We start from the raw sequence: 23,627 nt of genomic DNA, 5'->3' as shown, positions 1-23,627 counted from the left end.
GATCACTTATGCACCTTCAGGGTTCGTCATGGTCCGCAGCCGTCGCGTCGTCGGACGGAAACGGCGGACGGAACACACCGTTGCGCGTGGACGCGCAGCGCAATCTGGAGCACGTTCTGCGGGCGGCGCGCGAGGTCTTCGGTGAGCTGGGGTACGGGGCTCCGATGGAAGACGTGGCGCGCCGGGCGCGGGTAGGGGTGGGCACCGTCTATCGGCGGTTCCCCAGCAAGGACGTGCTGGTGCGCCGCATAGCCGAGGAGGAGACGGCAAGGCTGACCGATCAGGCGCGGGCGGCGCTGGGTCAGGAGAACGAGCCGTGGTCGGCGCTGGCCCGGTTCCTGCGTACCTCGGTGGCGTCCGGCGCGGGCCGGCTGCTGCCGCCGCAGGTGCTGCGGGTCGGGGTCGACGTGGAGACCGAGATCCGGCTGCCGCAGCAGCGGCAGGCGGCGTTAGCCGCACCGGCTCAGCCGGAGCTCCGGCTGGTCGAGCGGCCGATGGTCGCCGAGGACGAGCCGGACGACGCGGGCGCCGCGGCGCTGCTGGAGGTCGTCGGGCAACTGGTGGAGCGGGCACGGGCGGCGGGCGAGCTGCGCCCGGATGTGACGGTCGCCGATGTGCTGCTGGTGATCGCCACGGCGGCGCCCTCGCTGCCGGACGCGGCGCAGCAGGCGGCGGCTTCGGCCCGGCTGCTGGACATCCTGCTGGACGGGCTGCGGTCGCGCCCCATGGGGTGATGCCGGCGGCCCCGGAGTGGGACGTGTGCTCGTCTTCGCGGGTCGGTTTCAGGCTCGTCTTCGCGCGTCGGTTTCGGGGGGTGAGCGGCGCGTCTCGCCTCCTCCGTATGAGTGACGACATATGACGGTCGGCCGGGGTGTCGCACCTGCTGCTCGTACCCGCGTCAGCGGGCGGGCGGCGGGGCGGCGCTCCGGCCGGCGGTCACGGCCTAAGCAGGTCGGAGGAAGTCCGCTACGGTTCGGGCAGCGCCGTGAAGGGGCCCGGGGCTGTGTCGATATGCGGCTCCGCCGCGGCTGTGTCGATATGCGGCTCCGCCGCGTGGGCGACCAGCCACGATGCGGCCGCAGACGCACGACGGCATTTCGCGGCACTTCCCGCGGAGCGCTTAGTCGGCGGTCGCGGCCTGGGTGCCGGTGGTGCCGGTGGTGTCGGAGGCATCGGCGGCGCCTGAGGCATCTGTGGCATCTGTGGCGTCGAGAGAGCTCAGCGCCTCGTCGAGCAGGCGGAGGGCCTCCCCTGGGGTCAGGGTCGTGCTCTCGGTGCGCAGCTTCTCCACCGCGTCCTGGCCCAGCGCCTCGCTCGCGCGCGCCGCGGTCGCGCCGACGTCCCCGGCCACCAGCGGTGAGCGCGGCAGCCGACCGCGCCAGCCGTCGGCGGCGCCCAGCAGCCGCGCGGCGAGCGGCTCCTGTCCGCATCCCGCCAGGAGCTCGGCCGCCGACTCCGCCTGATGGGCCAGCAGCAGCTCCATGGAGTTCACCGCGAGGCCCTCGCGCAGCGTGTTCCGCAGCTTGCGCAGTCCGCCGACCAGATCGCCCTCCAGGCCGGTGATACGGGCCTCCAGGCCGTTGGCCACGACCCAGAACTGCGGTGGCGAGGTGCCGCGCAGCGCACGCCGTCGCGCGGCGTCGCAATACGTCCTGGCCCGTGCCAGATCGCCGCGTACCAGCTCGGCCTCGCTGCGCACGATGTCGTTGAAGGCCAGCACGTCATGGGTACCGCAGCGCTCCGCCTCCTCCTCGGAGCGCTCCACCAGCCCCAGCGCGCCCTCCACGTCCCTTTCGTGGACGGCGAGGTCGGCGAGGCGGGTGTAGAGGAACGGCACCTCGGTGTGGGCGCCGAGCTCCTGTGCGAGCCGCGTTGCCCTCTCGTACGCGGCCTTCGCCTCCCCGAACCGGCCGCGATGGGTGGCGATCTCGCCGCGCGCGCCCTCCACCTGGGCGAGCATCCAGCGGTCGCCGACGCGGGCGGCCAGCTCGCGCAGCTCGGCCATGTCGTCGCCGGCGCTCTCGACGCCGCCCGGCATGTCGATGGCGAGGTGGGTGCGGTACATCAGCGTGACGCCGAGCGCCCAGTCGTCGCCGTGGGTCCGGCAGTGGGCCACGTTCCGGTCCATGAGCGGCAGCATGTCACCGCTGAAGCCCTGGATGACGAAGGCCGCGAAGGGCCACAGCAGACCGGGGAAGGACGCGCTGCGGGGCCCTGAATGGCTCGCGTAGGCGTCGCGCATGCGTATGGCGGCGTCCCGGATCTCGGGGTCGCTCGGATCCGGGCCGGTGCCCTGCTCGGCGAGCAGGAAGAAGAGCAGCAGCCGCAGGTCCATGAACTGCCAGTACCGGGTGGCTTCCTCGTCGACGCCGTCCTCGCCGTCCGGGACCCGGGCCGGGATGAGCGGGAACTGGTCGAGGGGATGGCTGCCGTCCGGTGCCCGGTCCGCCTCGCCACCCGGTGCCCGGTCCTCCGCGAAGTCCGTGCCGTGGGGTCGGTTCTCCAGGGCCAGTGCGCGGCCGACCCATGCGGCGCCCTCGTCCCGGTAGTTGCGCAGCCACCAGAACCATGCCAAGTCGCGGATGAGCGCGAAGACGGTGTCCTCGTCCGCGGTGGTCAGGGAGCGGTGCAGCGCTGCCCGGATGTTGTCGAGGTCGGTCTCGACAAGGCGCAGCCAGGGCAGCTGTCCGGCAGAGCGCAGACGGGGCTCGGCGGTGCGGATGAAGTCCCGGAAGTGGGCGGTGTGACGGGCCACGGCGGCCTTGTGGTCGGCACGGGCCGCGACGTCCTCGGTGGCGCGCTCGCCGACGTACTCGTTGATGGTCTCCAGCATCCGGTAGCGGGGCTCGCCTGCCGCCGGGCCGGAGGACTCCGCCGCCGCACCGTGCGACGGATGGTCGACGATCAGCAGTGACTTGTCGACCAGCGCCCCGAGCAGTTCCAGCACCTCAGCGGGGGCGATCCTGGCCTGGGGACGCGCATGAGAGCGCGCGGGGGCGCGCGCCTCGGCATACGCAACCGTGTCGCCCGGCTCCGGCGTGCCCGCCATCGCGTCCTTCGCGTTCTTCGCGTCCTTAAGGACGTCACGGATACCGACGCCGTCCTCGATGACGCCATCGGTGTCCTTGTCGTCCGCGTGATCCGTGTCGTCCGTGTGCTCCGTGCTGCCCGTGCCGTCCGTAAGGGCGCTCGCGCCGGGCGGGGCGTCCGCGCACACCGCCTCGGCCGCGGAGAGGGTCCACCCGCCCGCGAAGACCGACACCCGGCGCAGCACAGTGCGCTCACGCTCGTCCAGGAGGTCCCAGGACCACTCGACGACGGCCCGCAGGGTCTGCTGGCGGGGCAGCGCGGTTCTGCTGCCGCTGGTCAGCAGGCGGAAGCGGTCGTCCAGCCGGTCCGCGATCTGGCGTGGGGTCAGCAGCCGCAGCCGCGCCGCGGCCAGTTCGATCGCCAGCGGCAGACCGTCCAGGCGCCGGCAGATCTCCGCGACCGCGGCCGCCGTGTCCGGGTCCGCCGCCGGGTCGAAGCCGGGCCGTACGGTGGCCGCGCGCTCGGCGAACAGCTGGTGGGCGGGGGCGGGCGGCAGCGGCTCCACCGGCCTTACGGTCTCGCCGGGCACCCCCAGCGGCTCCCGGCTGGTGGCGAGCACGGTCACCCCCGGGCAGTGTGCGAGCAGGGTCTCGGCGAGCCGGGCCGCGGTGTCGATGACGTGCTCGCAGTTGTCGAGCAGGAGCAGCAGCCGGCGGTCGGCGCAGTACTCGACGAGGCGGCTCGTCGGATCCCCGCCGTCCGCGCCCGTGGTGCGGCTCTCGAGCCCGGAGGCGAGCAGCATGGTGTCTCGGCGGCCGACCGCGCTCAGGACCGCGCCGGGGACGGCGGAGGGCTGGTCGAGCGGGGCGAGTTCGGCGATCCAGACACCGTCCGGGTAACCGTCCGTCACGGCCCCGGCGGCCTCCTCGGAGAGGCGGGTCTTACCGGAGCCGCCGGGGCCGGTGAGGGTGACCAGCCGCGCGCCTTCCAAGTCATGGAGGATGTCGCCGATCTCCTTCTGGCGGCCGACGAAGCTGGTGAGGCGGGCCCTGAGGTTGCCATGTGGCAGAGGCGGCACGGCGGTGCGCGAGCCCGCGATGCGTGATCCCGCGGCGCGTGGTCCCGCGGTACGCGCGCCCGCGGTGCGCGAGCCAGCCTCCCGACCGTCCACGCGGCTTCCCGCCCCACCGTCGGTTCGTCCGCCCCCGGCCCGGCCGTCGAACGCGCTCCTGGCCGCCCTGCGGCCGTCGATCGCCGTACCGTCCGCCCGGGTTCCACCCCCGCTCCCCTCGTGGCCGTCGGCCCTCGGCGGAGCGGTCTGCGCGATGGGCTCCCCGCCGCGCGGCTCCTGGAGGGCTTCGGCGTCCGTCGTCAGCAGCCGTCTGTGGAGCTCCTTCAGCTCCGCTCCCGGGTCGGTGCCGAGGCGGTCGGCGAGGATCCTGCGGACGTCCTCGTACGCCGCGAGGGCGTCGGCGGAGTGACCGGCCGCCCGCAGCGCGCGGATCAGCTGGGCGTGGAACGTTTCGTCGAGCGGATGGTCCGCGACGAGCTCGCGCAGCTCCGGTATGACATCCGTAGGGCGGTCGAGCGCGAGGTCGGCGTCGATCCGGCGGTGCAGCGCGGTCAGCCGGAGCGCCTCGGGGCGGGCGGCGGCCGCGTCCCGGTCCGGCAGGTCGGCGAGGGCAGGGCCGCGCCACAGGGCGAGCGCCTTACGGAGGGTGGCGGCGGCCGTCTCGGGGTCGTCGGCGTCCAGGGCGCGTATGCCCTCGTGCGTCAGTCGCTCGAAGCGCAGCAGGTCGACGTCGTCCTGGGGCGCGGTGGTCGCGAGGCGGTAGCCGCCGGGTGAGGAGACGACGGCGTCCCTGCCGATGGCCCGGCGCAACCGGCCGACGAGCGCCTGGAGCGCGGCGGGCGCGTCATGCGGAGGGTCGTCGGCCCACACCTCGTCGATCAGGGCGTCGACGGAGGCCGGGGCGGTGCGTGCGGCCCTTACGGCGAGCGCGGCGAGCAGCGCGCGGATCCGGGGGCCGCCAAGGGGGAGCGGGTCGCCGTGGTCGTCGCGCGCTTCGGTGGTGCCGAGGATCAGATACCGCACAGGGGCCATTCTCCTAGGTTGCGGATTGCCGCTGGGGGAGATGGTGCGGAGCGGCGGCGGAGGGGTCCATTCGTTTTCGTCCGCCGTAAGGACACCGGTTTCGCTTCCGCCGTAAGGACACCGGCTTCGCGTCCCCCGTACGAACGCCCGGCTTCCGTCCCCCGTAAGAACGCGCTCCCCGGGGCGAGATGTCACAAGGCCGCCTCATGCCCCCTCGGTGCGGAAGCCGTCACAGGCTCGGCCGCGGCACCACTCCGCCCGCCACAGCCCGCTGTCGCGGCGCAGCCGTCCCCGTCCAGCAGGTGCCGCGGCGGGCCAGCAGGCGCCGCAGCCAGACCTCGGTGGAGACGAGCTCGGCCAGGCCGTCCAGGGGCAGCCGCTCCCCCTGCGCGGCGGCGCGCAGCGCCTTACGGACGACACGGGCCTCGATCAGGCCCGCGTCGGCCAGCAGCGGCGCGTCGAAGAGGGTCATCAGCTCGCCCGCCCAGGTGCGCATGCCGGTCCGTACGGCGGCGGTGTGGGCGGCGTGGGAGGTGGCTCCCCAGCCGGGGGGCAGCTCACGGATGCCCGCTCCGGCGAGGACCGACCGCAGCACCGCGGCGCGCGCCCCCGGTTGCACCCGAAGCGCTTCGGGGAGCGCGCGGCAGGCCCGTACGACCTGGTTGTCGAGAAAGGGCGCGTGCAGGCGCTGGCTGCGGATCTCGGCGGCCTGCTCGAAGACGCGGTGGTCCGCCGCGTAGCGGGCGAGGGCGGCGTCGGCGCGGCGCTCCCCGGGGCGGCGCAGCAGCACGGGGCGCACGGCCGCCTCCTCCAGCCGGACGGACACCTCGGCGAGCGTCTCGCCGGTGAGCCAGCGGGCGGCGGGCCCGGGGCGGCACCACGTCAGGGCGGCGAGGGAGGCGGATACGGCACCGGGGCCGTGCAGCGCCTGCTCGTCGGCGAAGTGGCGCTCCATAAGGCGCGCGGCGGCCTCCTGGACGCCGTCGCGGTAGGAGGTGCGGGCCAGCCGTCGGGCGGCCCGGTAGACCGTGAAGGGCACGAAGAAGGACTGCGCGGAGGGGCCGTCGGCCTTGGCGAGCGCCGTCGCGGGGCGCAGCAGATGGCGTCTGCGGCGGTCGAGCAGCAGGTCCGCGAGGCGCGCGGGGTGGGCGTCGAGCACCTGGCGGGCGCCGTGCCCGATGAAGTGGTCGGCGCTGCCCGCGGCGAGCCGGCGCCGGTGGCGTTCGGCGATGACGAGGGAGGGGCCGGGCTCGTCGGTAAGGGCGCCGGTGTCGAGGCCCGCGTACGGCAGGGCGTCCTCGCCCGCGGCGACGACCACATGGTGCAGCCGTGGATTGGCGGCGATGGCTCCGGCCCGTTCGAGTTCGGCCTCGCGGGTGCGGGCGCCGCCCGCCGTGGCGAGGTCGTTGAAGGTGACGGCCAGGAGCCGCTCGCCCGCCTCGGTGCCGTGCCCGAAGAGGGTGCCGGGCATCCCGGGGAGACCGGCGGCGAGCAGGGCGAGCGTGGCGGAGGCGCTGCCTCCGGACAGATCGGCGCCGATGCCGGGGGCCGGGGCGCCGCGGGCCGCCCGCCGCTCGGCGGGTCCCATGCCGGGCACCGGGCCGGGGTCGAGGTCATCGGTCTCGGGGGCGTGGCGCGGGGCGGTGAGCCGGGCCCGTACGGCCTCCACGAGGGCGTCCCGGACCGCGTCCACGGCCTTGTCCTGCTCGAGCGGGGGCGCGGCGACGGCGAGGGACGCGGTGGGCTCGTAGCCGGTGATGTCGCGGGCGCCGTCGCGCAGGATCAGCGCATGGCCCGGGGGGACGCGTCTGACGCCCATATAGGGCGTGCCGTCGCCCATGGCCTCCGGCGAGTCGGGGCAGGCGAGCAGCGCGCCGAGGTGACCGACATCGAGCTGGGCCTCGATGAGGTCGGCGAGCGGGAGCGCGGCGGTGGCGTAGGCGGTGCCGCCTGCCCAGTCGGTGTGGAAGACGGGCCGGGCGCCCGCGAGGTCGCCGACGATGGTGACGCGGCGGCCGGCCTGGGCCACGGCCGTGTAGCTGCCGGGCCAGGCGGTCAGATGGCGCAGGGCGCCGCCGCGGGCGGCGAACAGGCCCACCCGCAGCTCCTCGTCGGAGGCGCCGCAGCAGCCGAAGACGGCGAGGCGGGTGAACGGGTCGGTCTGGACGACGCGTACCTCATCGGGCCGCCAGTCGCCGACCGCCCACAGCGGATCGGGGTCGGACCACAGGAGTTGGGCGCCGACCGGCTGGATCGCACGGCCCTCCGAGGAGACCGGGCCGGATGCGGTACTGCTCCACCCCACCAACCACCGCATCGCCGCCTCCACAGGCTGTGGGCATCCAGGGCAACCAAGAAGTAGGTGCCATCATGCACAGCATGTTGACGGTTTCGGCATCGAACCGGACAACAACATGGATCTCCTGGATGTCCTGTGACCACAGATGACCGCAGGAATCGCAGAGTTGATCCCAGGGGGTGGCACCTCTCACGAAGGCATCCGTAAGGAGCCCGCCGAGGGAACCACCGCCGGTAGCGACCCACCGTTCCGCCGTGGCCCATGCTGCCATGATTGGGGCGCGCAAGAGCGCAAGGGCATCGATGAGTGTGCGGAGCGGCGCACAAGAGGCGCACGAAGGGGCGCACGGAATGAGCGCCAACCGAGCGTCGATCGAGCGCCGATCCAGCGTCAACCCGCAGACCACACGGGGTCCTTACCGCCGCGCGCCGCGATGGCCGCCGTACGCGGCGGCATCCGCGGCATGTGCTAAGCGCGTTCACCGCTCCGGGGGAGAACTGGGCGGAATCCGTGCCGAATCCGGGCGCGATCCACGCGGAAGAGGGCTTCCCGCGTCGGGCCTCCCCCTCCCCGGCCCGACGCGGGAGCCCGGCCGTGAGGGGCGATATTCAGCCAAATTGCCGTGGCGCTCTCGTTGGTCTTGCGGACGACCTGTAAGGACTCGACTTCCGCCTCTCGCGCCTCCTGACACGACAGTCCGGGAGGCGGCATTCGCCTCCCGGACCGTTCCGCCGCCCGCGGGGAATGAGGCGGCGGCGTCCCCCAGCCCACTGGATCCAGTACAGCGGGCCGACCCACGCAGGACCCATCGAAACGTCCTCGCCGCGACTGAGACAGAGCGCACACACGGGCGCACAGCCACACACACCGGGAGCACACGTCACGCCCCGCACGCCCGTTCGTACAAGAATCTCGCCATCCGGGACACCACCTCTTAACGGTCGGGATGCGGCGAACTACGCTGGGTTTACGAATGCCCCGCGCTTATGCCGGGGCGGCCGTCGGTGCTGTCGAGGGGTGCGCATGTCCAGGGAGCCACGCGGGCCGAACGAAAAGCTCGGCACCGTTCTCGCCCTCGCGGGGATCAGCAATGCCGGGCTCGCGCGCAGAGTCAACGACCTCGGCGCCCAGCGTGGCCTGACGCTTCGCTACGACAAGACGTCCGTCGCGCGCTGGGTGTCCAAGGGCATGGTGCCCCAAGGCGCCGCGCCACACCTCATTGCGGCTGCGATCGGGAGCAAACTCGGCCGCCCCGTCCCCCTGCATGAGATCGGCCTGGCCGATGCCGATCCGGCCCCCGAGGTCGGGCTTGCCTTCCCGCGCGACATCGGCCAGGCCGTCCGCTCCGCGACCGAGCTCTACCGGCTGGATCTCGCGGGTCGGCGCGGCGGCGTCGGCATCTGGCAGAGCCTGGCCGGATCTTTCTCAGTAAGCGCGTACGCCACCCCGGCCTCGCGCTGGCTCATATCCCCCGCCGACAGTTCGGTGGCCCGCGAACCCAAGGACGCCGAGGACGGAACCACGGCCGCGAGCACCTCGGGCACGGCGGCGCCGGACGCCATACCGCCGCAGCGCGTCGGCCACAGTGACGTCACCAAGCTGCGCGAGGCCGCCGAGGACGCGCGCCGCTGGGACTCCAAGTACGGCGGCGGCGACTGGCGTTCCTCCATGGTTCCCGAGTGCCTCAGAGTGGACGCGGCGCCCCTGCTGCTCGGCTCCTACAGCGACGAGGTCGGCCGCTCCCTCTTCGGCGCCACCGCCGAACTGACCCGGCTCGCCGGGTGGATGGCCTTCGACACCGGCCAACAGGAGGCCGCGCAGCGGTACTACATCCAGGCGCTGCGCCTGGCCCGCGCCGCGGCCGACGTCCCCCTGGGCGGCTATGTGCTGGCGTCGATGAGCCTCCAGGCCACCTACCGGGGCTTCGCCGACGAGGGCGTGGACCTGGCCCAGGCCGCCCTGGAGCGCAACCGCGGCCTGGCCACCGCCCGCACCATGAGCTTCTTCCGACTCGTGGAGGCGCGCGCCCAGGCCAAGTCCGGGGACGGGCCCGCCTGCGGGGCGGCCCTGAAGTCCTCCGAGGGCTGGCTGGAGCGCTCGCGGGCGGGCGACCCCGATCCGTCCTGGCTCGACTTCTACAGCCATGAGCGGTTCGCGGCCGACGCCGCCGAGTGCTATCGCGATCTCCGGCTGCCGCGCCAGGTGCGGCGCTTCACCGAGCAGGCGCTGGCCCGGCCGACGGAGGAGTTCGTACGGTCGCACGGGCTGCGGCTCGTGGTGTCCGCCGTCGCCGAACTCGAGTCCGGCAATCTGGACGCGGCCTGCGCGGCGGGCGCCCGTGCCGTGGAGGTCGCCAACCGGATCTCGTCCGCGCGCACCACGGAGTACGTACGCGACCTGATGCGGCGCCTCGAGGCGTACCGCGACGAGCCGCGCGTCGCCGAGCTGCGCGAGCAGGCGCGGCCGCTGCTGGTGGCGCCGGCGTGAGGCGTGAGGGCGCACGGGGCGTGAGGGGGCGCGGGGCGTGAGGGGGCGCGGGGCGGATGCGAGCGGCACGGAAGCGGGTGCGGGTGACCGTGATGAACGGTGAGGCGAGAGCTGCTCGGAATGGGCGACTCAGAGGTGGTCAGCCCGGAATGGGTGGTTCGAGATGAATCGATCCACATGACCGGTCGAGCTAGCCCGGACCCTAGTCCTCACTTGGGTTTCGGGCCGTTGTCAGTGGCGCAGGTCATGATAGGGATCGACGGTCGGGCGACTGGACGGTGTGGCGCGTGGGGAGGTGACATGGCGTGACGGCGTTGGACTGCGACGTGCTGGTGATCGGGGGCGGGATCGTCGGCATGTCGACGGCGTATGCGATCACGCGCGCCGCGCCCGGCACCCGCGTGACCGTGCTCGAGAAGGAGGCGGGCCCGGCCCGCCACCAGACCGGGCGGAACAGCGGCGTGATCCACAGCGGTATCTACTACCGGCCGGGGTCGCTCAAGGCGCGGTTCGCGGTGCGCGGCGCCGCGGAGATGGTGAAGTTCTGCGCCGAGCACGGCATCCCGCACGAGGTCACCGGCAAGCTCATCGTCGCCACGGAGCGCTCCGAGCTGCCGAGGCTCCACGGCCTCGTCCAGCGCGGCAGGGAGAACGGCATTCCGGTGCGCGAGCTGGGCCCCGCCCAGATCGCGGAGTACGAGCCATGGGTGCGCGGCCTCGCCGCGATCCATGTCGGCACGACGGGCGTCTGCGACTTCGGCGCGGTGACGGCCCGGCTGGCCCGGCTGGCCCAGGACGCGGGCGCCTCGGTGCGGTACGGGGCGCAGGTGCGCACCATCGGCCGACGCCCCTCCGCGGTCGCGGTGCGCACGGCGGACGGCACGGTGCTGCGCGCGCGGGCCCTGGTCAACTGCGCGGGGCTGCACTGCGACCACGTCGCCCGGCTGGCGGGTGACGACCCGGGCATGCGGATCGTGCCCTTCCGCGGTGAGTACTACGAGCTGGCGCCCTCCCGCGCCTCGCTGGTGAACGGTCTGGTGTATCCGGTGCCCGACCCGGCGTTCCCGTTCCTCGGCGTCCATCTGACCCGCGGCATCGACGGCGGGGTCCACATCGGGCCCAACGCGGTGCCGGCCCTCGCCCGCGAGGGGTACGCCTGGCATACGGTGCGCCCGCAGGAGCTGGCCGGCACGCTGGTGTATCCGGGCTCCTGGCGGATCGCCCGCCGCCACTGGCGGTACGGGGCGGGTGAGCTGCGGCGTTCGCTGTCCAAACGCGCCTTCACCGACGCCGTGCGCCGCCTGCTGCCGGATGTGACGGCCGACGACCTGATAGCGGCCCCGGCGGGCGTGCGCGCACAGGCGGTGCTGCCGGACGGCACGCTGGTGGACGACTTCCTGATCTCGCAGTCGCCCCGGATCGTCCATGTGCTCAACGCCCCGTCGCCCGCGGCCACGGCCTCCCTGCCGATCGGCCGCGAGGTCGCCCGCCGAGTGCTGGAGACCCTGCGGACGGGGTCGAGGGGGTAGAGACCCTGCGGGCGGGGTGACGGGGCCGGGTGGGGTTGAGGGGGAGGGGTAGGGGCGCAGGCCCATCGCCGCCGCGGTACGGCCGGGACCGTTGCGGCAGGCACGGACGGGCCGAGGCCCGCCCCGTACGGCCGGGACCGTTGCCGAGGCACGGGCCGGGGGTCAGCCTCCGCCGTACGCGGGCCGAGCCCCGCCGCCGTACCGACCAGGCACCACCGCCGAGGCACGGGCCAGAGCCCGCCACTTCCGTACGGGCCGAGCCCAACCGCCACCGTACGGTGGAGCCAGGCCCCGCCGCCGTACGGCCCAACCCAGCCGCCGCCGTACGGCCGAGTACAGCCGAACCCAGCCGCCACCGTCGAGGCACGCCCAGGACCCACCACCCACCGCCCAGCCCCACCCGGTCGGCGCGGCCGAGCCTCCCGCCCCGCCCGTAGAATCGAAGCACTGTGTCCGAGAAGCCCACCGCCCCCGATTCCCACGTGGAGCGCGCTCTGCCCGCCCCCCGTGACCGCAGCGAGCCGATGTTCCCCGGCGGCCCCGCGGCCGATCCTGCGGGCTCGCACCACGAGCGCCGCATCCGCTCCTTCCGCCCCCGCCGCGGCCGGGTGACCCCGGGCCAGGGCGAGGCGCTGCGCCGCCTGTGGCCGCAGTGGGGCCTGGACATCGACGGGCTGAGCCGTATCGACCTCGGTGAGTTGTTCGCCACAGAGGCGGGCCCGCGCCCCGGCCTCCCCGTCGTCCTGGAGATCGGCTTCGGCATGGGAGAGGCCACCGCGCAGATGGCCACCGCCGACCCCGGCACGGGCATCCTCGCCGCTGACGTCCACACCCCCGGCCAGGGCAACCTGCTCGCGCTCGCGGAGCGGAACGGCCTGGACAACGTCCGGGTCGCCAACGGCGACGCGATCATCCTGCTCCGCGAGATGCTGGCCCCCGCCTCGCTCTCCGGGCTGCGGGTCTTCTTCCCGGACCCCTGGCCCAAGAAGCGGCACCACAAGCGCCGCCTCATCCAGCCCGAGTTCATCGAGCTCGCCGCCACCCGGCTGAAGCCCGGTGCGCTGCTGCACTGCGCGACCGACTGGGAGCCGTACGCGGAGCAGATGCTGGAGGTTCTCTCCGCGAGCCCCGCCTTCGACAACTCCCAGGCCGACGGCGGCTACACCCCGCGCCCGGACTTCCGGCCGCTCACCAAGTTCGAGGGCCAGGGGCTGGACAAGGGACACGTCGTCCATGACCTGATCTTCCGCCGCAACGACACATAACGACCCCAAGGGGATGGGCATAACCCCTGAGTCCCCCTCCCCCTTTCGTTAGGGTCGGTTGAGTGCATCAGTCCCCGCCCCCGCAAGAGCCGCCCGAGCCACGACCGGCCACGCCGCCGTACGAGGCGCCGCAAGGAGCGCGGCACGATGCGTCAGACGGCGCACCGCACGGGACACCGCAGGACGCTCCGCACGGGGACGCGCCGCATGATGCGGCACAGACAGCGCCGCACGCCGACGCCCCCCATGCCGGCGCCCCGCACGCCGACATCCCGCATGCCGACGCCCCGCATGCCGACGCCCCGCATGCCAGCGCCCCGTACGGCACGCCCTACGGCACTCCGTACGGTGAGCAGCACCCGTGGTTCCACACCGGCGCCGCACCGGCGGGCTGGCCGCAACCGCCCCGCCAGCGGCTGTGGGGCCCGGGCGGCCGCCTCGCCCGCGTCTGGCACAACAAGGCGCTCCGGGCCACCGCGCTCACCGGTCTGCTCTCGCTCTCCGGCCTGATCATCCTGGCGCTGGTGCGCGAGCAGACGGGCACCAAGGGCTTCCTGGTGGGGCTCGGCCTCGCCGTCCTCCCCGTGCCGCTGATCATCGCGGTCTTCCGGTGGCTGGACCGCGTGGACCCCAAGCCCTGGCGAAACCTTTTGTTCGCCTTCGCCTGGGGAGCGTGCGCGGCGACGCTGGTCGCGCTGATAGCCAACGGCTTCGCCACCGAATGGCTCATGACCACCGTGGACTCCTCGTCCCCGACCGGCCAGGCCGACGCCGACGCCTGGGGCGCCACCTTCATCGCGCCCTTCGTGGAGGAGAGCGCCAAGGCGGCCGCCGTCCTGCTGCTCTTCCTCTTCCGCCGCCGTGACTTCAACGGGCTGGTCGACGGGGTCGTCGTCGCCGGAATCACCGCCACCGGTTTCGCCTTCACCGAGAACATCCTCTATCTCGGCTCGGCCTTCGTCAGCGACCAGACCCTCGGCTACTCCGGCATCCGCTCGACCACGGCCGCGACCTTCTTCATCCGCGCCGTGATGTCCCCCTTCGCACACCCCCTCTTCACCTCGATGACGGGTGTGGGCTTCGGCATAGCCGCCGCGGCGGCGCGGCACCAGCGCGTCCGCCGCGTCCTCATACCGATCGCGATGCTGCTGACGGCGATGGTCCTGCACGGCGTCTGGAACGGCTCGGCGACCCTCGGCGGCTATGGCTTCCTCATCGTCTACGCCCTGTTCATGGTCCCGGTGTTCGGGTTGCTGACCTGGCTGACGATCTGGTCCCGCACCAAGGAGCTGCGTGCGATACGGGAGCAGCTCACCGCCTACCAGACGGCCGGCTGGCTCACCCCGCCCGAACCTATCGCGCTGTCCTCGATGCGCGCCCGCGGGATCGCGCGCGACCTCGCCCGCCGCACCCACGGCGCGGCGGCGGCCCGTACGGTCGGCGAGTACACCGCCTTCGCGACCTCGCTGGCCCTGCTGCGGCGGCGTGCGTACCGGGGTACGGCGGGGCCGGACTTCACCGCGCACGAGAAGGAACTCCTGGACCGGCTGTGGGAGCGGCGGGAGACCGCCCAGCCCGCCCTGGCCCACGCGGCGCTGTCGGTGCCGCTCCCCCACCCGCGCCGCGTACCCCGGCCGGCCCCGGGCACGATGCCCGCACCGTTCTGGCCCGCGGGGCCGTACGGCGGCGGGTACGCATATGGCTACGGAAGCGGTCAGGGCCACGGCTACGGAAGCCCCGCGTCCGGCTACGGCTATGGCAGCCCCGGACCCGGCTACGGTTATGGCAGCCCCGGATCCGGCACCGGCCACGGCGGATCCGGCACCGGCCACGGCGGCCCCGGGTCCGGCTACAACCCCGGCTCCGGTGCCCAGGCGCAGTACGGGCCCCACCCCACCTACGCACCGTGGAGCGCCCCTCTCCCGCACGGCCCGCAACCACCGCGAACGCCGCAGCCACCGCAAGCCCCGCAAGCCGCGCAACCCCCGCGGAGCCCGCAGCCGCCCGCGAATTCGGCGACGCCGCACACCTCCCCCGTGCCGTACGGATCCGGCGGCCCCGAAAGTCGTCTGTAACCTCCCGCCCCTTTCGGACGTGTTCCTACATAGAAGCGGGGAGCACGCGGGGGCGCGGGGGATTCATGTCAGCAGCATCACCTTCATCCACACCATCCGATTTCGACCAGTTCTATACGGCTACGGCGAAGCGGCTCGTGGCCGCGGTCTACGCGGCGACGGGCGATCTCGCCGAGGCCGAGGACGCGGTGCAGGAGGCGTATGCCCGGGCGTGGCAGCGCTGGGACCGGCTGACCGCCGAGGGTGATCCCACGCCGTGGGTGCGCACCGTCGCCCTGCGCCTCGCGGTCAGCTCCTGGCGCCGCGCCCGTAACCGCATGCGGGCCCACTTCCGCCATGGCCCACCCCCCGATCTCCCCGATCTCGCCCCTGACCGGGTGGCGCTGGTCCATGCCCTGCGCGGGCTGAAGCCCGAGCAGCGTACGGCCGTGGTCCTGCACCACCTTCTCGATCTGCCCATTGAGCAGGTGGCTCGGGAGACGGGCGTCTCCCCCGGCGCCGTGCGCACCCGGCTGAGCCGTGCCCGCAAGGCCCTCGGCTCCCATCTGGCCGACCCCGAAGCCGATGCCGCCAGCGAGGCACCGACACCGATGCCGGCATCGGCTCCCCATCCGCCCGTCTGCCACCCCAAGGAGGTGCCCTCCCATGGCTGATCTGGACGAGCGCCTGCGCGATATCGCTCGCGATGTCGAGCCCTCCATACGTCTGGCGGGCCCGGAAGCCGTGCGTGCGCGGGGCCGTCGGCGCCGTGCACGGCAGCGCGTCACGATCGCCGCCGCGGCCGTCCTTGCGGTGGCCGCCGTGACCGCGGGCTCGTGGCGGCTGCTGCCGGGCGACGACTCCACCCGTACGCTCCCGGCGGCACCGCCCGCCCCGCGAACGGACCGCGTCCCGGGGGCGCCGATCCCCGCGAGCGCCCTCCTTCGCCCCTCGGCGCTGCCGTTCGACGCGATGACGCGCTGGAAGACGGCCGACTCCGCCACCTCCACCGACAGCGGCCGGACACCGCTGCTCGACCTCTCCCCCAGCTGCCGCCTCGACGGTCCACGCCCCCTCGCCCAGCGCACCCGCGACTACCAGGGCCGCAAGGCGGAGCAGGCACGCCACACCATCAACGCCTATGCGAGCGACGGCGAGGCCGCGAAGGTCTTCGCCTCCCTCGAGGAGACCCTGAAGGACCGATGCGCCCGCCCCAAGGAGCTGGGCACCACCTCGTCACCCAAGCTCGCGGCCGGCCGGCCGACCACCATGACCTACGGCTGGCACCCGCCCCGCGCACCGCATGACGCCCAGGTCGTCCTGATGCGCTCGGGCACCCGGGTCGGGGTTCTCCAGGCCCAGGGCATCGGCAGCCCGTCCGGCGACTACACCGACGGCCCCTCCGCCTACTGCATATCGGTCTCGCTGTGGCGCCTCGATCCCACCGCCACCGCCTCCCCCGGCCCGTACCGGGCCAACCCCGAAGAGGTGAAGAGGCGTTGCTGACCCGCTTCTCCCCTCCCACCACCGCTCCTCACGACTCCCGCAAGAGGTCCTCTGTGCTCTCCGTACGTTCCCTGCGCACCCTCACGGTGCCCGCCATCGCCGTCGCCCTGCTCGCCGGATGCCAGTCGGCGTCGAAATCCGCCTCGGTTGATCCGGCCGACGCCAAGCCCGCCCGGATCACCATCACCCCCGGCAGCGACTCGGCGGCGATAGCCCCCGACGCCCCGGTCAAGGTGACCGCCTCCCACGGCACCCTCACCAAGGTCCGCATCGCCCCCGACGGCGCCGGTTCCCAGGCCGTCACGGTGACCGGCGCCCTCTCCCACTCCAAGACCAGCTGGCGCTCCAACCGCACCATGACCCCGGGCACGACCTACACCGTCGAGGCCACGGCCACCAACGCCGCCGGCAAAACCGCCGTCCAGCACTCCACCTTCCGCACCCGCTCCGCCCAGCAGGTCAACGGCGTCACCGTCACCCCGTCCAAGAGCGCCACCGTCGGCGTGGGCCAGCCGGTCTCCCTGGCCTTCGACCATCCCGTCACCAACAAGGCAGCGGTGGAGCGCAGCCTCTCCATCTCCACCAGCCCAAAGGTCGAGGGCTCCTGGGGCTGGGTCAAGGACCCCCTCACCGGCATCGAGCGCGTCGACTGGCGCCCCAAGACCTACTGGCACAAGGGCACCAAGGTCACCCTCCGCGCCCGCCTCAGCGGCGTGAACACCGGCGACTCCCGCTACCTCCGCCGCGATGTCTCGACCACCTTCACCATCGGCACACCCCGGATCTCCAAGGTCGACATCAAGAACCACACGATGACCGTCTACGAGGACGGCCAGAAGCAGAAGACCATCCCCATATCCGCCGGCCAGCCCTCCTACCCCACCTGGAACGGCACCATGGTCGTCCTCGACAAGGCCCCCATGGTCAACATGACCAGCGAGTCCGTCGGCATAGCCGACCCCTACAACAAGGACGTCCCCTGGGCCGTCCACCTCACCACCTCGGGCACCTACGCCCACGCCGCCCCCTGGAACGAGGGCCTCGGCTACTTCGGCCAGACCAACATGAGCCACGGCTGCGTCGGCATGTCCCTCGCCGACGGCAAGTGGTTCTACAACCGCGCCACCCGAGGCGACATCGTCGAAATCACCGGCTCCACCCGCGCCACGGTCTCCACCGGCAACGGCTTCGGCGACTGGAACCTCCCCTACTCTTCCTGGCAAAAGCTCAGCGCCCTGCGCTGAGTCTGCCCACATAGCTGTGCCCTCCTACCACCTCGGTAGGAGGGCACAGTTCTGCACACCTTGCTTAGACGCGGCCCGCACTCGCATCGGTCACGCCGCCTCTGCGAAGCTGGTTCCATGTCCGACTCTGAGCAATGGGTGCCACCGCCGGGTTCGTGGGCTTCCTCCGCAGCGCGGCGCCGGAACATGCAAGCGATCAAAGCGCGTGACACCAAGCCTGAACGCGTGATCCGCCAACTGCTCCACGCTCAGGGGTTCAGATACCGTGTAGCCGCACGTCCACTAGCGCACTTGCGCCGGACGGCCGACATTGTCTTCCGACCGGTACGAGTCGCCGTGTTCATCGACGGCTGCTACTGGCACGGCTGCCCCGAACACTACGCTTCCCCAAAGACCAATCCCGGTTACTGGTCGGAGAAGGTCGCGCGCAACGTAGCGCGTGACCGTGACACCGACAAGAATCTCACCGAGGCGGGATGGCTCGTTCTCCGGTTCTGGGAACACGAACTGTCAGAGACGTGCGCCGACAAGATCGCCGCTACAGTCATCGCCCGCCGGGCGGCGGGAGCTAACGGTAAGGGCTGAGATGGGGAATGCCTCCACTTGGTAGGAAACTGAGTCCTGACCAGCAGATTCCTCTGGGTCTTCCATTTCATAACCTTCGAGCAATGTTTCACGCTCTTCCGGGCGCAAAACAGCTGCAATGGCACGGCCGACAGCTTCCGCAACGGGCGGCGGGAAAGCATTCCCGACCTGCCTATAGCGCGCCGTCTTTCCTCCCTGGAACTGCCAGTCCTCCGGGAAACCCTGAAGCATCGCAGCTTGCTGGACAGTCAGCATCGGGCCCGCAGGGCGGAACAAATCACGCTCTGGATCGCAATCCTCAGGGTTATTGGCCACTCCTGTGGCGTCAACACCCATGGCCGCCCACGCCCGCTTTGCCCTAGTGGGCCCCAGATCCGCACCGCCATGCTTTCTTGAGCCACCCACGAGAGTGGGTGCGATACCCTCAGTGGAATTCGACTCGGCCTTCTCAGCCAGTTCCAGCCAAGTATTGAAAACCTGACGCCCTGAACGCTGCTTACCCCGCGCGGGCTTGCCCTGGTAATTCTTATCCCAGAATTCTTCGCACCGCCGAAGCATGCTGTCATGGAGAATCTTTCTGACCGAGGCAACCTCACCTCTCACCCTCTTAGGCCAGACAAAATCTCCAGCATTCGCAACATCTTCATGAATGACCACCAGGATGGCCCGCGGCCGCAGCTGAGGAACGCCAAAGTCACGAGCCTCAAGCAGTCGCCAGACAGACCTCATGACCTTATCTTGTCGCTCAACAGGCCAATCCGGATCAATCTCGGGAACGAGATATCCCAAACTCCCCAGCTGTGCCAAAATCCGCCGACGATACTCAATGAAAACATGCGGAGGCTCGAGAATGCCACGCACATTTTCAATCATTACCGCTTTCGGCCGAAGCTCCTTGACGATCTTGAGCATTGCCGGGAAAAGGTCACGCTCGTCATCTTCACCAAGGCGTTTCCCAGCTAGTGAAAACGGAGGGCACGGAACACCGCCGGCAAGGAGAGAAAGGCGCTCATTTCCAAGTTCGAGGCCCTTATGCTGTTCAGATTCAAGGAAATCGTTGACGTCCTGAGATTTGAGCTCCTGGGCCTTTCCCGAATCCCACCAAGGCCAATTCTTCACGTTGGCCTTGAGGGTCTCCACCGCATGCGAATCCCACTCGACGAGAGCCCGATGTTCAAAGCCCGCCTTGTGCAGCCCAACGGCCTGGCCACCAGCCCCCGCGCAGATTTCGACTGAGGTAAGAGGCGGGCTGTCCTGCGGACTGCGTGGGGGGCTGGCGCCCATGAACGGTCCTCCTGGCTGAGACACGCAAAGTTGCTACGTTACCAGGGGACAGCGTAGACGCTAACGGATCAGGTGACCCACAGCATCCGTCTACTGCCGAAGAGTTCCGTTTCTACCGATGTGGCGGATCAAGGCCTCCACATCGCTGGGCGCGAGCCCGGCGGCAACCGAAGGCTCCTCCTGCAAGTCAGAGAGTTGCTGCACCGATGGATCATCCAGGATCTTGCCCATGAACTCCAACTTCAGATTGAGCCGTGCCTCGACCACCTCGTCAATCGTGTTCCGCACCGCGAGCACAGTGACCCTGGTGTCGGTGCCGGGAGCAAGGCCAAGGCGGTGGATACGGTCCAGGCTCTGCAGGAACCGTCCTGCGATGAAGTCACGGTCCACGTATACGGCGTCGTGGCAGACATGGTGAAGGCTGATGCCCTCACCCAGCGTCGCCGGGTTGGAGATCAGCACCTGACACCCGGGATCCTCACGGAAGCGGCGGAGTTGTTCCTCACGGTCAGGCGTCCCGCCATAGACAACCGCGGGGCTGTACTTCTCCAGGAGTTGCGCCAATGTGGTGAGACTCCGAACGAACGTCGTCCAGACCAGGGTCTTCCGGCCACGCTCGGCATTCTCCGCGACGATCGCCAGGGCTTCCTTGTACTTGGGCGAGAGCTCGTAGTCCGGGAGGTTCTGCATGAGCGCGTACAGGGAACCGCCCGCCGGGATCTCCAGAGGCGGCAACTGGTAAGCCAGGGGCTCGTAACGGGTAGCACCCTCAAGGAGCAGGGCCGGACTCGTCGCCGCCATCAGCAGCCTCAATGCGGTCTTGCCGAGGGAGCTGAGATCCTCTCGCGCATCTCCCGCGCTGATGCCCCCCACCAAAGAGCTATAGATCTCGCCGTGCAGGTCAGGCATGTCCACATACCTCATCCGCAACTCCATCGGCGGCAGCCCGAGTTCATGCTTGGTCGTGCGTGTGAAGAGCGGTCGGAGCACAGTGCTGGCGTAGGCCAGATCTCCGCCGGCCACCGCCATTGCCACGGACCGCTGGCCGTGTCCCGGCCAGACGAAGCCGAGCAGACTCTCAAGATCCTTCGAGCCGTTGGGCGCTGGAGTACCCGTAAGGATCAGTCGCCGCTGCGCAAGCGGGCCGAGCGCCATACAAGCTGCCCCGTATGTGCCTCGGACACCGAGCTTCATCCGGTGCGCCTCATCGAGGATGATCATCGCAGGGGCAGACTTCAGCCAACCGGCGAGAGTGGAGAGTGAACGGTCCAGCCTCTCGTAGTTGACGATCAAGACCTCCGCCCACTGATCGAGGGAGCGGTCCAGGACGTGCGTGCGAAGAGGATGAGAGAAGCAGACGGCAGTCTCGTACTGCCACGATTCATAGGCCGATTTCGGGCAGACGACCAGGACTCTGCTGACCTTGCCCTGCGCCTTCTGAGCGGCGTACACCGCAAGTGCCACCCGGGTCTTGCCGGCACCTGGAACGCTGAAGTTGGCCCCGTGCTGAAGGGACAGCAGCTTGGCGATGTCCCGCCGCTGGAACTCGCCCAGCTCAGCCTCCCATTCCTCCCCTAGGAGGTCGAGCACATCCTCGGGGAGGACCTCACCGGGGTGGTCGGAAGTCTCATGGAGCCGCTTCTTGACCGCTTCCGCGTCTTGGAGGACCCCCACCACCAGTGACTGCAGATCTGGAGCCCACGTCACACCAACGGGGTGCGGCCAAGCACTTATCGCGTTCAGCTTGCCCAGGAGATCGTCCAGTTCAACTGACGCGGTCAGAGGGCCGAGCTGGCCGCCCGTACGAAAACGGGCAGCCAGCTGGACAAGATCCTCTCGGTATTTCTCTGTGGTCCTCAGGACAACCCGGGTCCTAGTTTCATCGAACCCGATATGCAGTGAAGTTTCGGCGGCGGCTTCAGCCATCAGGAGCCCTCTACCGCCACAGCGTCGATGAGCCAGGTGACACCATCGCCGGGGCTCGGGACACCGCGTCCTGCCTGCTGCGCCAGCTTGTGGAGACTGTCCCGGAGTTTCAGAACCGCCTCGTCAAACGCCTCCTCGTCCAGGGAGCGCGAGGCACGAGCCTGCACCAGGTCCACGACGCACTGGTCGATATCAGCGCACGCATCAGCCAGGCGTGCCGGGGCCATCTGCTTACGCTTGCGCACACGGGCGTCCCGGCCGGCAGCATCGATCGCTTTATCGAACGCATTCTTGGCATCGTCGAAGAGATTCTGCGCGCTGCGCTTCTCGCTATCCAAAACAGTGGGATCAGTACTGAGCATGGCCGCCTTAGCCCGCAGAATCCGGTCGTTGAGCGCCCGGGCTGCCGAGACCGCGGACGAAGCAGCCGGGACCGAGACGCCGAGTCCTGGCACGGTCACCGCTTCCTCCTGTGCAGGATCGGTGTTCAGATTCGTCGGCAGGGTGCGCTCCAGATACGTGTTCCGGAATCCTTCTTCGATGTGGCGTACATCGGTCTTGGCGAATCCTAGTGTGATGGCAGCCATTCGGAGTTCCTTGAATTCCTCCGCCTGGTCAGGGTCTGTTGCGCTCAGTTTCTCGTAAGCCCGGTGAAGCTCCTTCAGCTTCTCCTGGTCTTCCTCGAAATCCACAAGGCGCAGCGCCACGCCGCCACCGCTCCTGCTGCGTTCGATCATGTCTCGGATTGTGCTCAGGATCCAGCGCTCTTGGTGATACCTGGGCGTCCTGATCCGGAAAGCCTTGGCAATCACCTCTGGCGTACGGCCCAATGCGGCCTGTTCCTCCATCGCCAGAAGACGGTTGATGTACGAATAGTCGCGACGGTGGTCATCACGCAGCTGCAAGGAGAGTTCGACGGCGTTGATGTCCGCCGAAGTGAACGACTCAGGGAGAACGCCTACCCGCATGGACTGCGCACCGATCTCCCGTAGTGCGGCAGCTCGGGTGTTGCCATTCACGAGGACCCCGTCATGGGTAACCAGCCCTGGGTCGTTCTGGCCGAACTCCTTCAGGCTCTCCTTCAGCCTGTCGAAGTCAGGGTCCCGGCGGTTAGGGTTCGCCGGCTCAGCCTGAAGCAGGAACTGAAGATAGCCCTGGCCCTCTGCGCTGTACGGATCCCTCTCCAAGACCTCGTTCTTCGCAGGGTCATGACTCCGCTGGGCACGGATACGGTGAGTACTCGGGTTGAAGTACAAGCCATCGAGCGGGAGGTCGATGACCTCGACGTGCAAGGGCTGTTCATTCCACTCAAGGGTGACCGTCTCCCGAGTGCCTCCCGCCGCCTTGACCTCCTCCAGCCTCTTCTTGATGAGTTCGCTGAACTCCGCCGCCCGTGGCGGGGTGAACTCCCGCTTCATAGCCATCCCCCTCCCCTTCTCAGCTGTCCTCGTCGGTCACGGCCTGCTTGACGGCCGCGCGCGAATCGGCCGGCAGCGTCCTGTAGACCCCCCACAGCTTCTCAAGCGGGCCGAGCGTCCGACGGTCGGCCTCCATCCAGGCCGCAAGGGCCTTCCGCTCCAACGGGGCCAGCGCCTCAATCGTGCCGAGCAGTTCAGCGAGGTCCGCCTGACGCTCGCCAGCACGCGTGCCGCACCGCTTGCACTCGGTGACGTACTGGAACTCAGTAGTCCCGTCCGGCATCAGGACCTCGCGGCGGGCGATGTTCAGCTTCGACAGTTCGATGCCACCATCGTCGTACGGCTCACCCACGCCGACGCCACAAGTGCGGCACAGGAAGTTGTCGTCCTGCCAGACCTTGCGCCGCTGTGCGTCCGTGAGGCTGTTCTTGTGCTTGGCAGTCTTCGCCTGCCCCGGGATCCAGACCTCGGCGCCCTTGGTGACGTACCTCTGCTCTTCCTGCTTCAGCGCAGGGTCGTCGCGGCTGGTGTCGATGCGCCAACCGTGATCGCGAAGATCCCGGACCCGCCGGTCGATCTGAGCGTCGTCCGGAAACGCCTGGCGCAGCTGTGCCTTCGTGAAGATGTTGCCTTCCCCCACCTCGGTCTCAAGCCACAGAGCCGCACGGATCTTTCCTCCGAGCTTCTTGCCCCCGAACGTCTTGTCCTGCCACGACGGCAGCAGCGCCATCTTGAGTCTCCACTTCTCCCGTATAGACACGCCTAGGAAACGTCATGCCGCGACACTCGTCGTCAGCCATGACGCTCCGCCCCCGAATCTTCGGCGGTCGTCCCATTAAGAACCGGGGGCAGCCTCAGGTCCAGTGACTACTCGCGTTGCGCGCTAACGCGTCAAATCTCTCTGC

At 70.4% G+C, this 23,627-nt stretch carries 15 protein-coding genes; 9 read left to right on the top strand and 6 right to left on the bottom strand.

Going from position 1 to position 23,627, the window contains the following annotated elements:
* The first annotated feature begins 8 nt into the window (after positions 1-8).
* On the top strand, positions 9-734 hold the full coding sequence (locus ACT2CW_RS05220; protein ID WP_044572074.1) for a TetR/AcrR family transcriptional regulator: 726 nt from the start codon (positions 9-11) through the stop codon (positions 732-734).
* Between the two features lie 386 nt (positions 735-1,120).
* On the opposite strand, the gene ACT2CW_RS05215 is transcribed toward ACT2CW_RS05220, so the two are convergent.
* Together ACT2CW_RS05215 and ACT2CW_RS05210 are read right to left on the bottom strand one after the other, a co-directional pair.
* Positions 1,121-5,125: an AfsR/SARP family transcriptional regulator gene (locus tag ACT2CW_RS05215; RefSeq protein WP_445515694.1), complete on the bottom strand. Its 4,005-nt coding sequence runs from the start codon at positions 5,123-5,125 to the stop codon at positions 1,121-1,123.
* A gap of 229 nt (positions 5,126-5,354) precedes the next feature.
* Positions 5,355-7,442, bottom strand: a complete 2,088-nt coding sequence (locus ACT2CW_RS05210; RefSeq protein WP_182473242.1) for an asparagine synthase-related protein — start codon at positions 7,440-7,442, stop codon at positions 5,355-5,357.
* Between the two features lie 1,005 nt (positions 7,443-8,447).
* On the opposite strand from ACT2CW_RS05210, the gene ACT2CW_RS05205 reads away from it, so the two are divergent.
* From ACT2CW_RS05205 to ACT2CW_RS05170, 8 genes are all read left to right on the top strand, one after another.
* A complete protein-coding gene (locus ACT2CW_RS05205; protein WP_445515646.1) occupies positions 8,448-9,911 on the top strand; it encodes an MFS transporter in 1,464 nt (487 codons plus the stop codon).
* A gap of 305 nt (positions 9,912-10,216) precedes the next feature.
* On the top strand, positions 10,217-11,440 hold the full coding sequence (gene lhgO / locus ACT2CW_RS05200) for an L-2-hydroxyglutarate oxidase (RefSeq protein ID WP_445515645.1): 1,224 nt from the start codon (positions 10,217-10,219) through the stop codon (positions 11,438-11,440).
* A 524-nt stretch (positions 11,441-11,964) separates the two neighbouring features.
* Positions 11,965-12,705 carry a tRNA (guanosine(46)-N7)-methyltransferase TrmB gene (gene trmB, locus ACT2CW_RS05195; protein WP_445515693.1) on the top strand — a complete coding sequence of 247 codons (741 nt, stop codon included), beginning with the start codon at positions 11,965-11,967 and terminating at the stop codon, positions 12,703-12,705.
* Between the two features lie 416 nt (positions 12,706-13,121).
* On the top strand, positions 13,122-14,780 hold the full coding sequence (locus ACT2CW_RS05190; RefSeq protein WP_445515692.1) for a PrsW family intramembrane metalloprotease: 1,659 nt from the start codon (positions 13,122-13,124) through the stop codon (positions 14,778-14,780).
* 65 nt (positions 14,781-14,845) lie between these two features.
* Positions 14,846-15,433, top strand: a complete 588-nt coding sequence (locus ACT2CW_RS05185) for a SigE family RNA polymerase sigma factor (RefSeq protein ID WP_445515644.1) — start codon at positions 14,846-14,848, stop codon at positions 15,431-15,433.
* Positions 15,426-16,265, top strand: a complete 840-nt coding sequence (locus ACT2CW_RS05180; RefSeq protein ID WP_445515643.1) for a hypothetical protein — start codon at positions 15,426-15,428, stop codon at positions 16,263-16,265. Before ACT2CW_RS05185 ends, ACT2CW_RS05180 begins: the two co-directional genes overlap by 8 nt.
* Before the next feature lie 53 nt (positions 16,266-16,318).
* Positions 16,319-17,509: a L,D-transpeptidase gene (locus tag ACT2CW_RS05175; protein WP_445515642.1), complete on the top strand. Its 1,191-nt coding sequence runs from the start codon at positions 16,319-16,321 to the stop codon at positions 17,507-17,509.
* A gap of 117 nt (positions 17,510-17,626) precedes the next feature.
* The gene (locus tag ACT2CW_RS05170) at positions 17,627-18,094 is read left to right on the top strand and encodes a very short patch repair endonuclease (protein ID WP_445515641.1); all 468 of its coding nucleotides are present in this window, start codon (positions 17,627-17,629) and stop codon (positions 18,092-18,094) included.
* On the opposite strand, the gene ACT2CW_RS05165 is transcribed toward ACT2CW_RS05170, so the two are convergent.
* The 4 genes from ACT2CW_RS05165 to ACT2CW_RS05150 form a co-directional block, all read right to left on the bottom strand.
* Positions 18,020-19,378, bottom strand: coding sequence for a DNA cytosine methyltransferase (locus ACT2CW_RS05165; protein WP_445515640.1), 1,359 nt, complete (start codon positions 19,376-19,378; stop codon positions 18,020-18,022). The genes ACT2CW_RS05170 and ACT2CW_RS05165 overlap by 75 nt on opposite strands.
* A gap of 90 nt (positions 19,379-19,468) precedes the next feature.
* Positions 19,469-21,304: a DEAD/DEAH box helicase gene (locus tag ACT2CW_RS05160; RefSeq protein WP_445515639.1), complete on the bottom strand. Its 1,836-nt coding sequence runs from the start codon at positions 21,302-21,304 to the stop codon at positions 19,469-19,471.
* A complete protein-coding gene (locus ACT2CW_RS05155; protein WP_445515638.1) occupies positions 21,304-22,722 on the bottom strand; it encodes a hypothetical protein in 1,419 nt (472 codons plus the stop codon). The genes ACT2CW_RS05160 and ACT2CW_RS05155 overlap by 1 nt, the downstream gene beginning before the upstream one ends.
* A 19-nt stretch (positions 22,723-22,741) precedes the next feature.
* A complete protein-coding gene (locus ACT2CW_RS05150) occupies positions 22,742-23,452 on the bottom strand; it encodes a hypothetical protein (protein ID WP_445515637.1) in 711 nt (236 codons plus the stop codon).
* Positions 23,453-23,627: the final 175 nt, after the last annotated feature.

This window comes from Streptomyces sp. NEAU-174, assembly GCF_052665095.1.
This window is presented reverse-complemented; position numbering and strand designations above follow the sequence as displayed.

What these genes read in the sequence shown, in the direction of transcription:
- ACT2CW_RS05220 (WP_044572074.1), top strand. Translation starts at nt 9, where the DNA reads ATGCACCTTCAGGGTTCGTCATGGTCCGCAGCCGTCGCGTCGTCGGAC.
- ACT2CW_RS05210 (WP_182473242.1), bottom strand. Translation starts at nt 7,442, where the DNA reads ATGCGGTGGTTGGTGGGGTGGAGCAGTACCGCATCCGGCCCGGTCTCC.
- ACT2CW_RS05205 (WP_445515646.1), top strand. Translation starts at nt 8,448, where the DNA reads ATGTCCAGGGAGCCACGCGGGCCGAACGAAAAGCTCGGCACCGTTCTC.
- trmB (WP_445515693.1), top strand. Translation starts at nt 11,965, where the DNA reads ATGTTCCCCGGCGGCCCCGCGGCCGATCCTGCGGGCTCGCACCACGAG.
- ACT2CW_RS05185 (WP_445515644.1), top strand. Translation starts at nt 14,846, where the DNA reads ATGTCAGCAGCATCACCTTCATCCACACCATCCGATTTCGACCAGTTC.
- ACT2CW_RS05180 (WP_445515643.1), top strand. Translation starts at nt 15,426, where the DNA reads ATGGCTGATCTGGACGAGCGCCTGCGCGATATCGCTCGCGATGTCGAG.
- ACT2CW_RS05170 (WP_445515641.1), top strand. Translation starts at nt 17,627, where the DNA reads ATGTCCGACTCTGAGCAATGGGTGCCACCGCCGGGTTCGTGGGCTTCC.
- ACT2CW_RS05165 (WP_445515640.1), bottom strand. Translation starts at nt 19,378, where the DNA reads ATGGGCGCCAGCCCCCCACGCAGTCCGCAGGACAGCCCGCCTCTTACC.
- ACT2CW_RS05160 (WP_445515639.1), bottom strand. Translation starts at nt 21,304, where the DNA reads ATGGCTGAAGCCGCCGCCGAAACTTCACTGCATATCGGGTTCGATGAA.
- ACT2CW_RS05155 (WP_445515638.1), bottom strand. Translation starts at nt 22,722, where the DNA reads ATGAAGCGGGAGTTCACCCCGCCACGGGCGGCGGAGTTCAGCGAACTC.
- ACT2CW_RS05150 (WP_445515637.1), bottom strand. Translation starts at nt 23,452, where the DNA reads ATGGCGCTGCTGCCGTCGTGGCAGGACAAGACGTTCGGGGGCAAGAAG.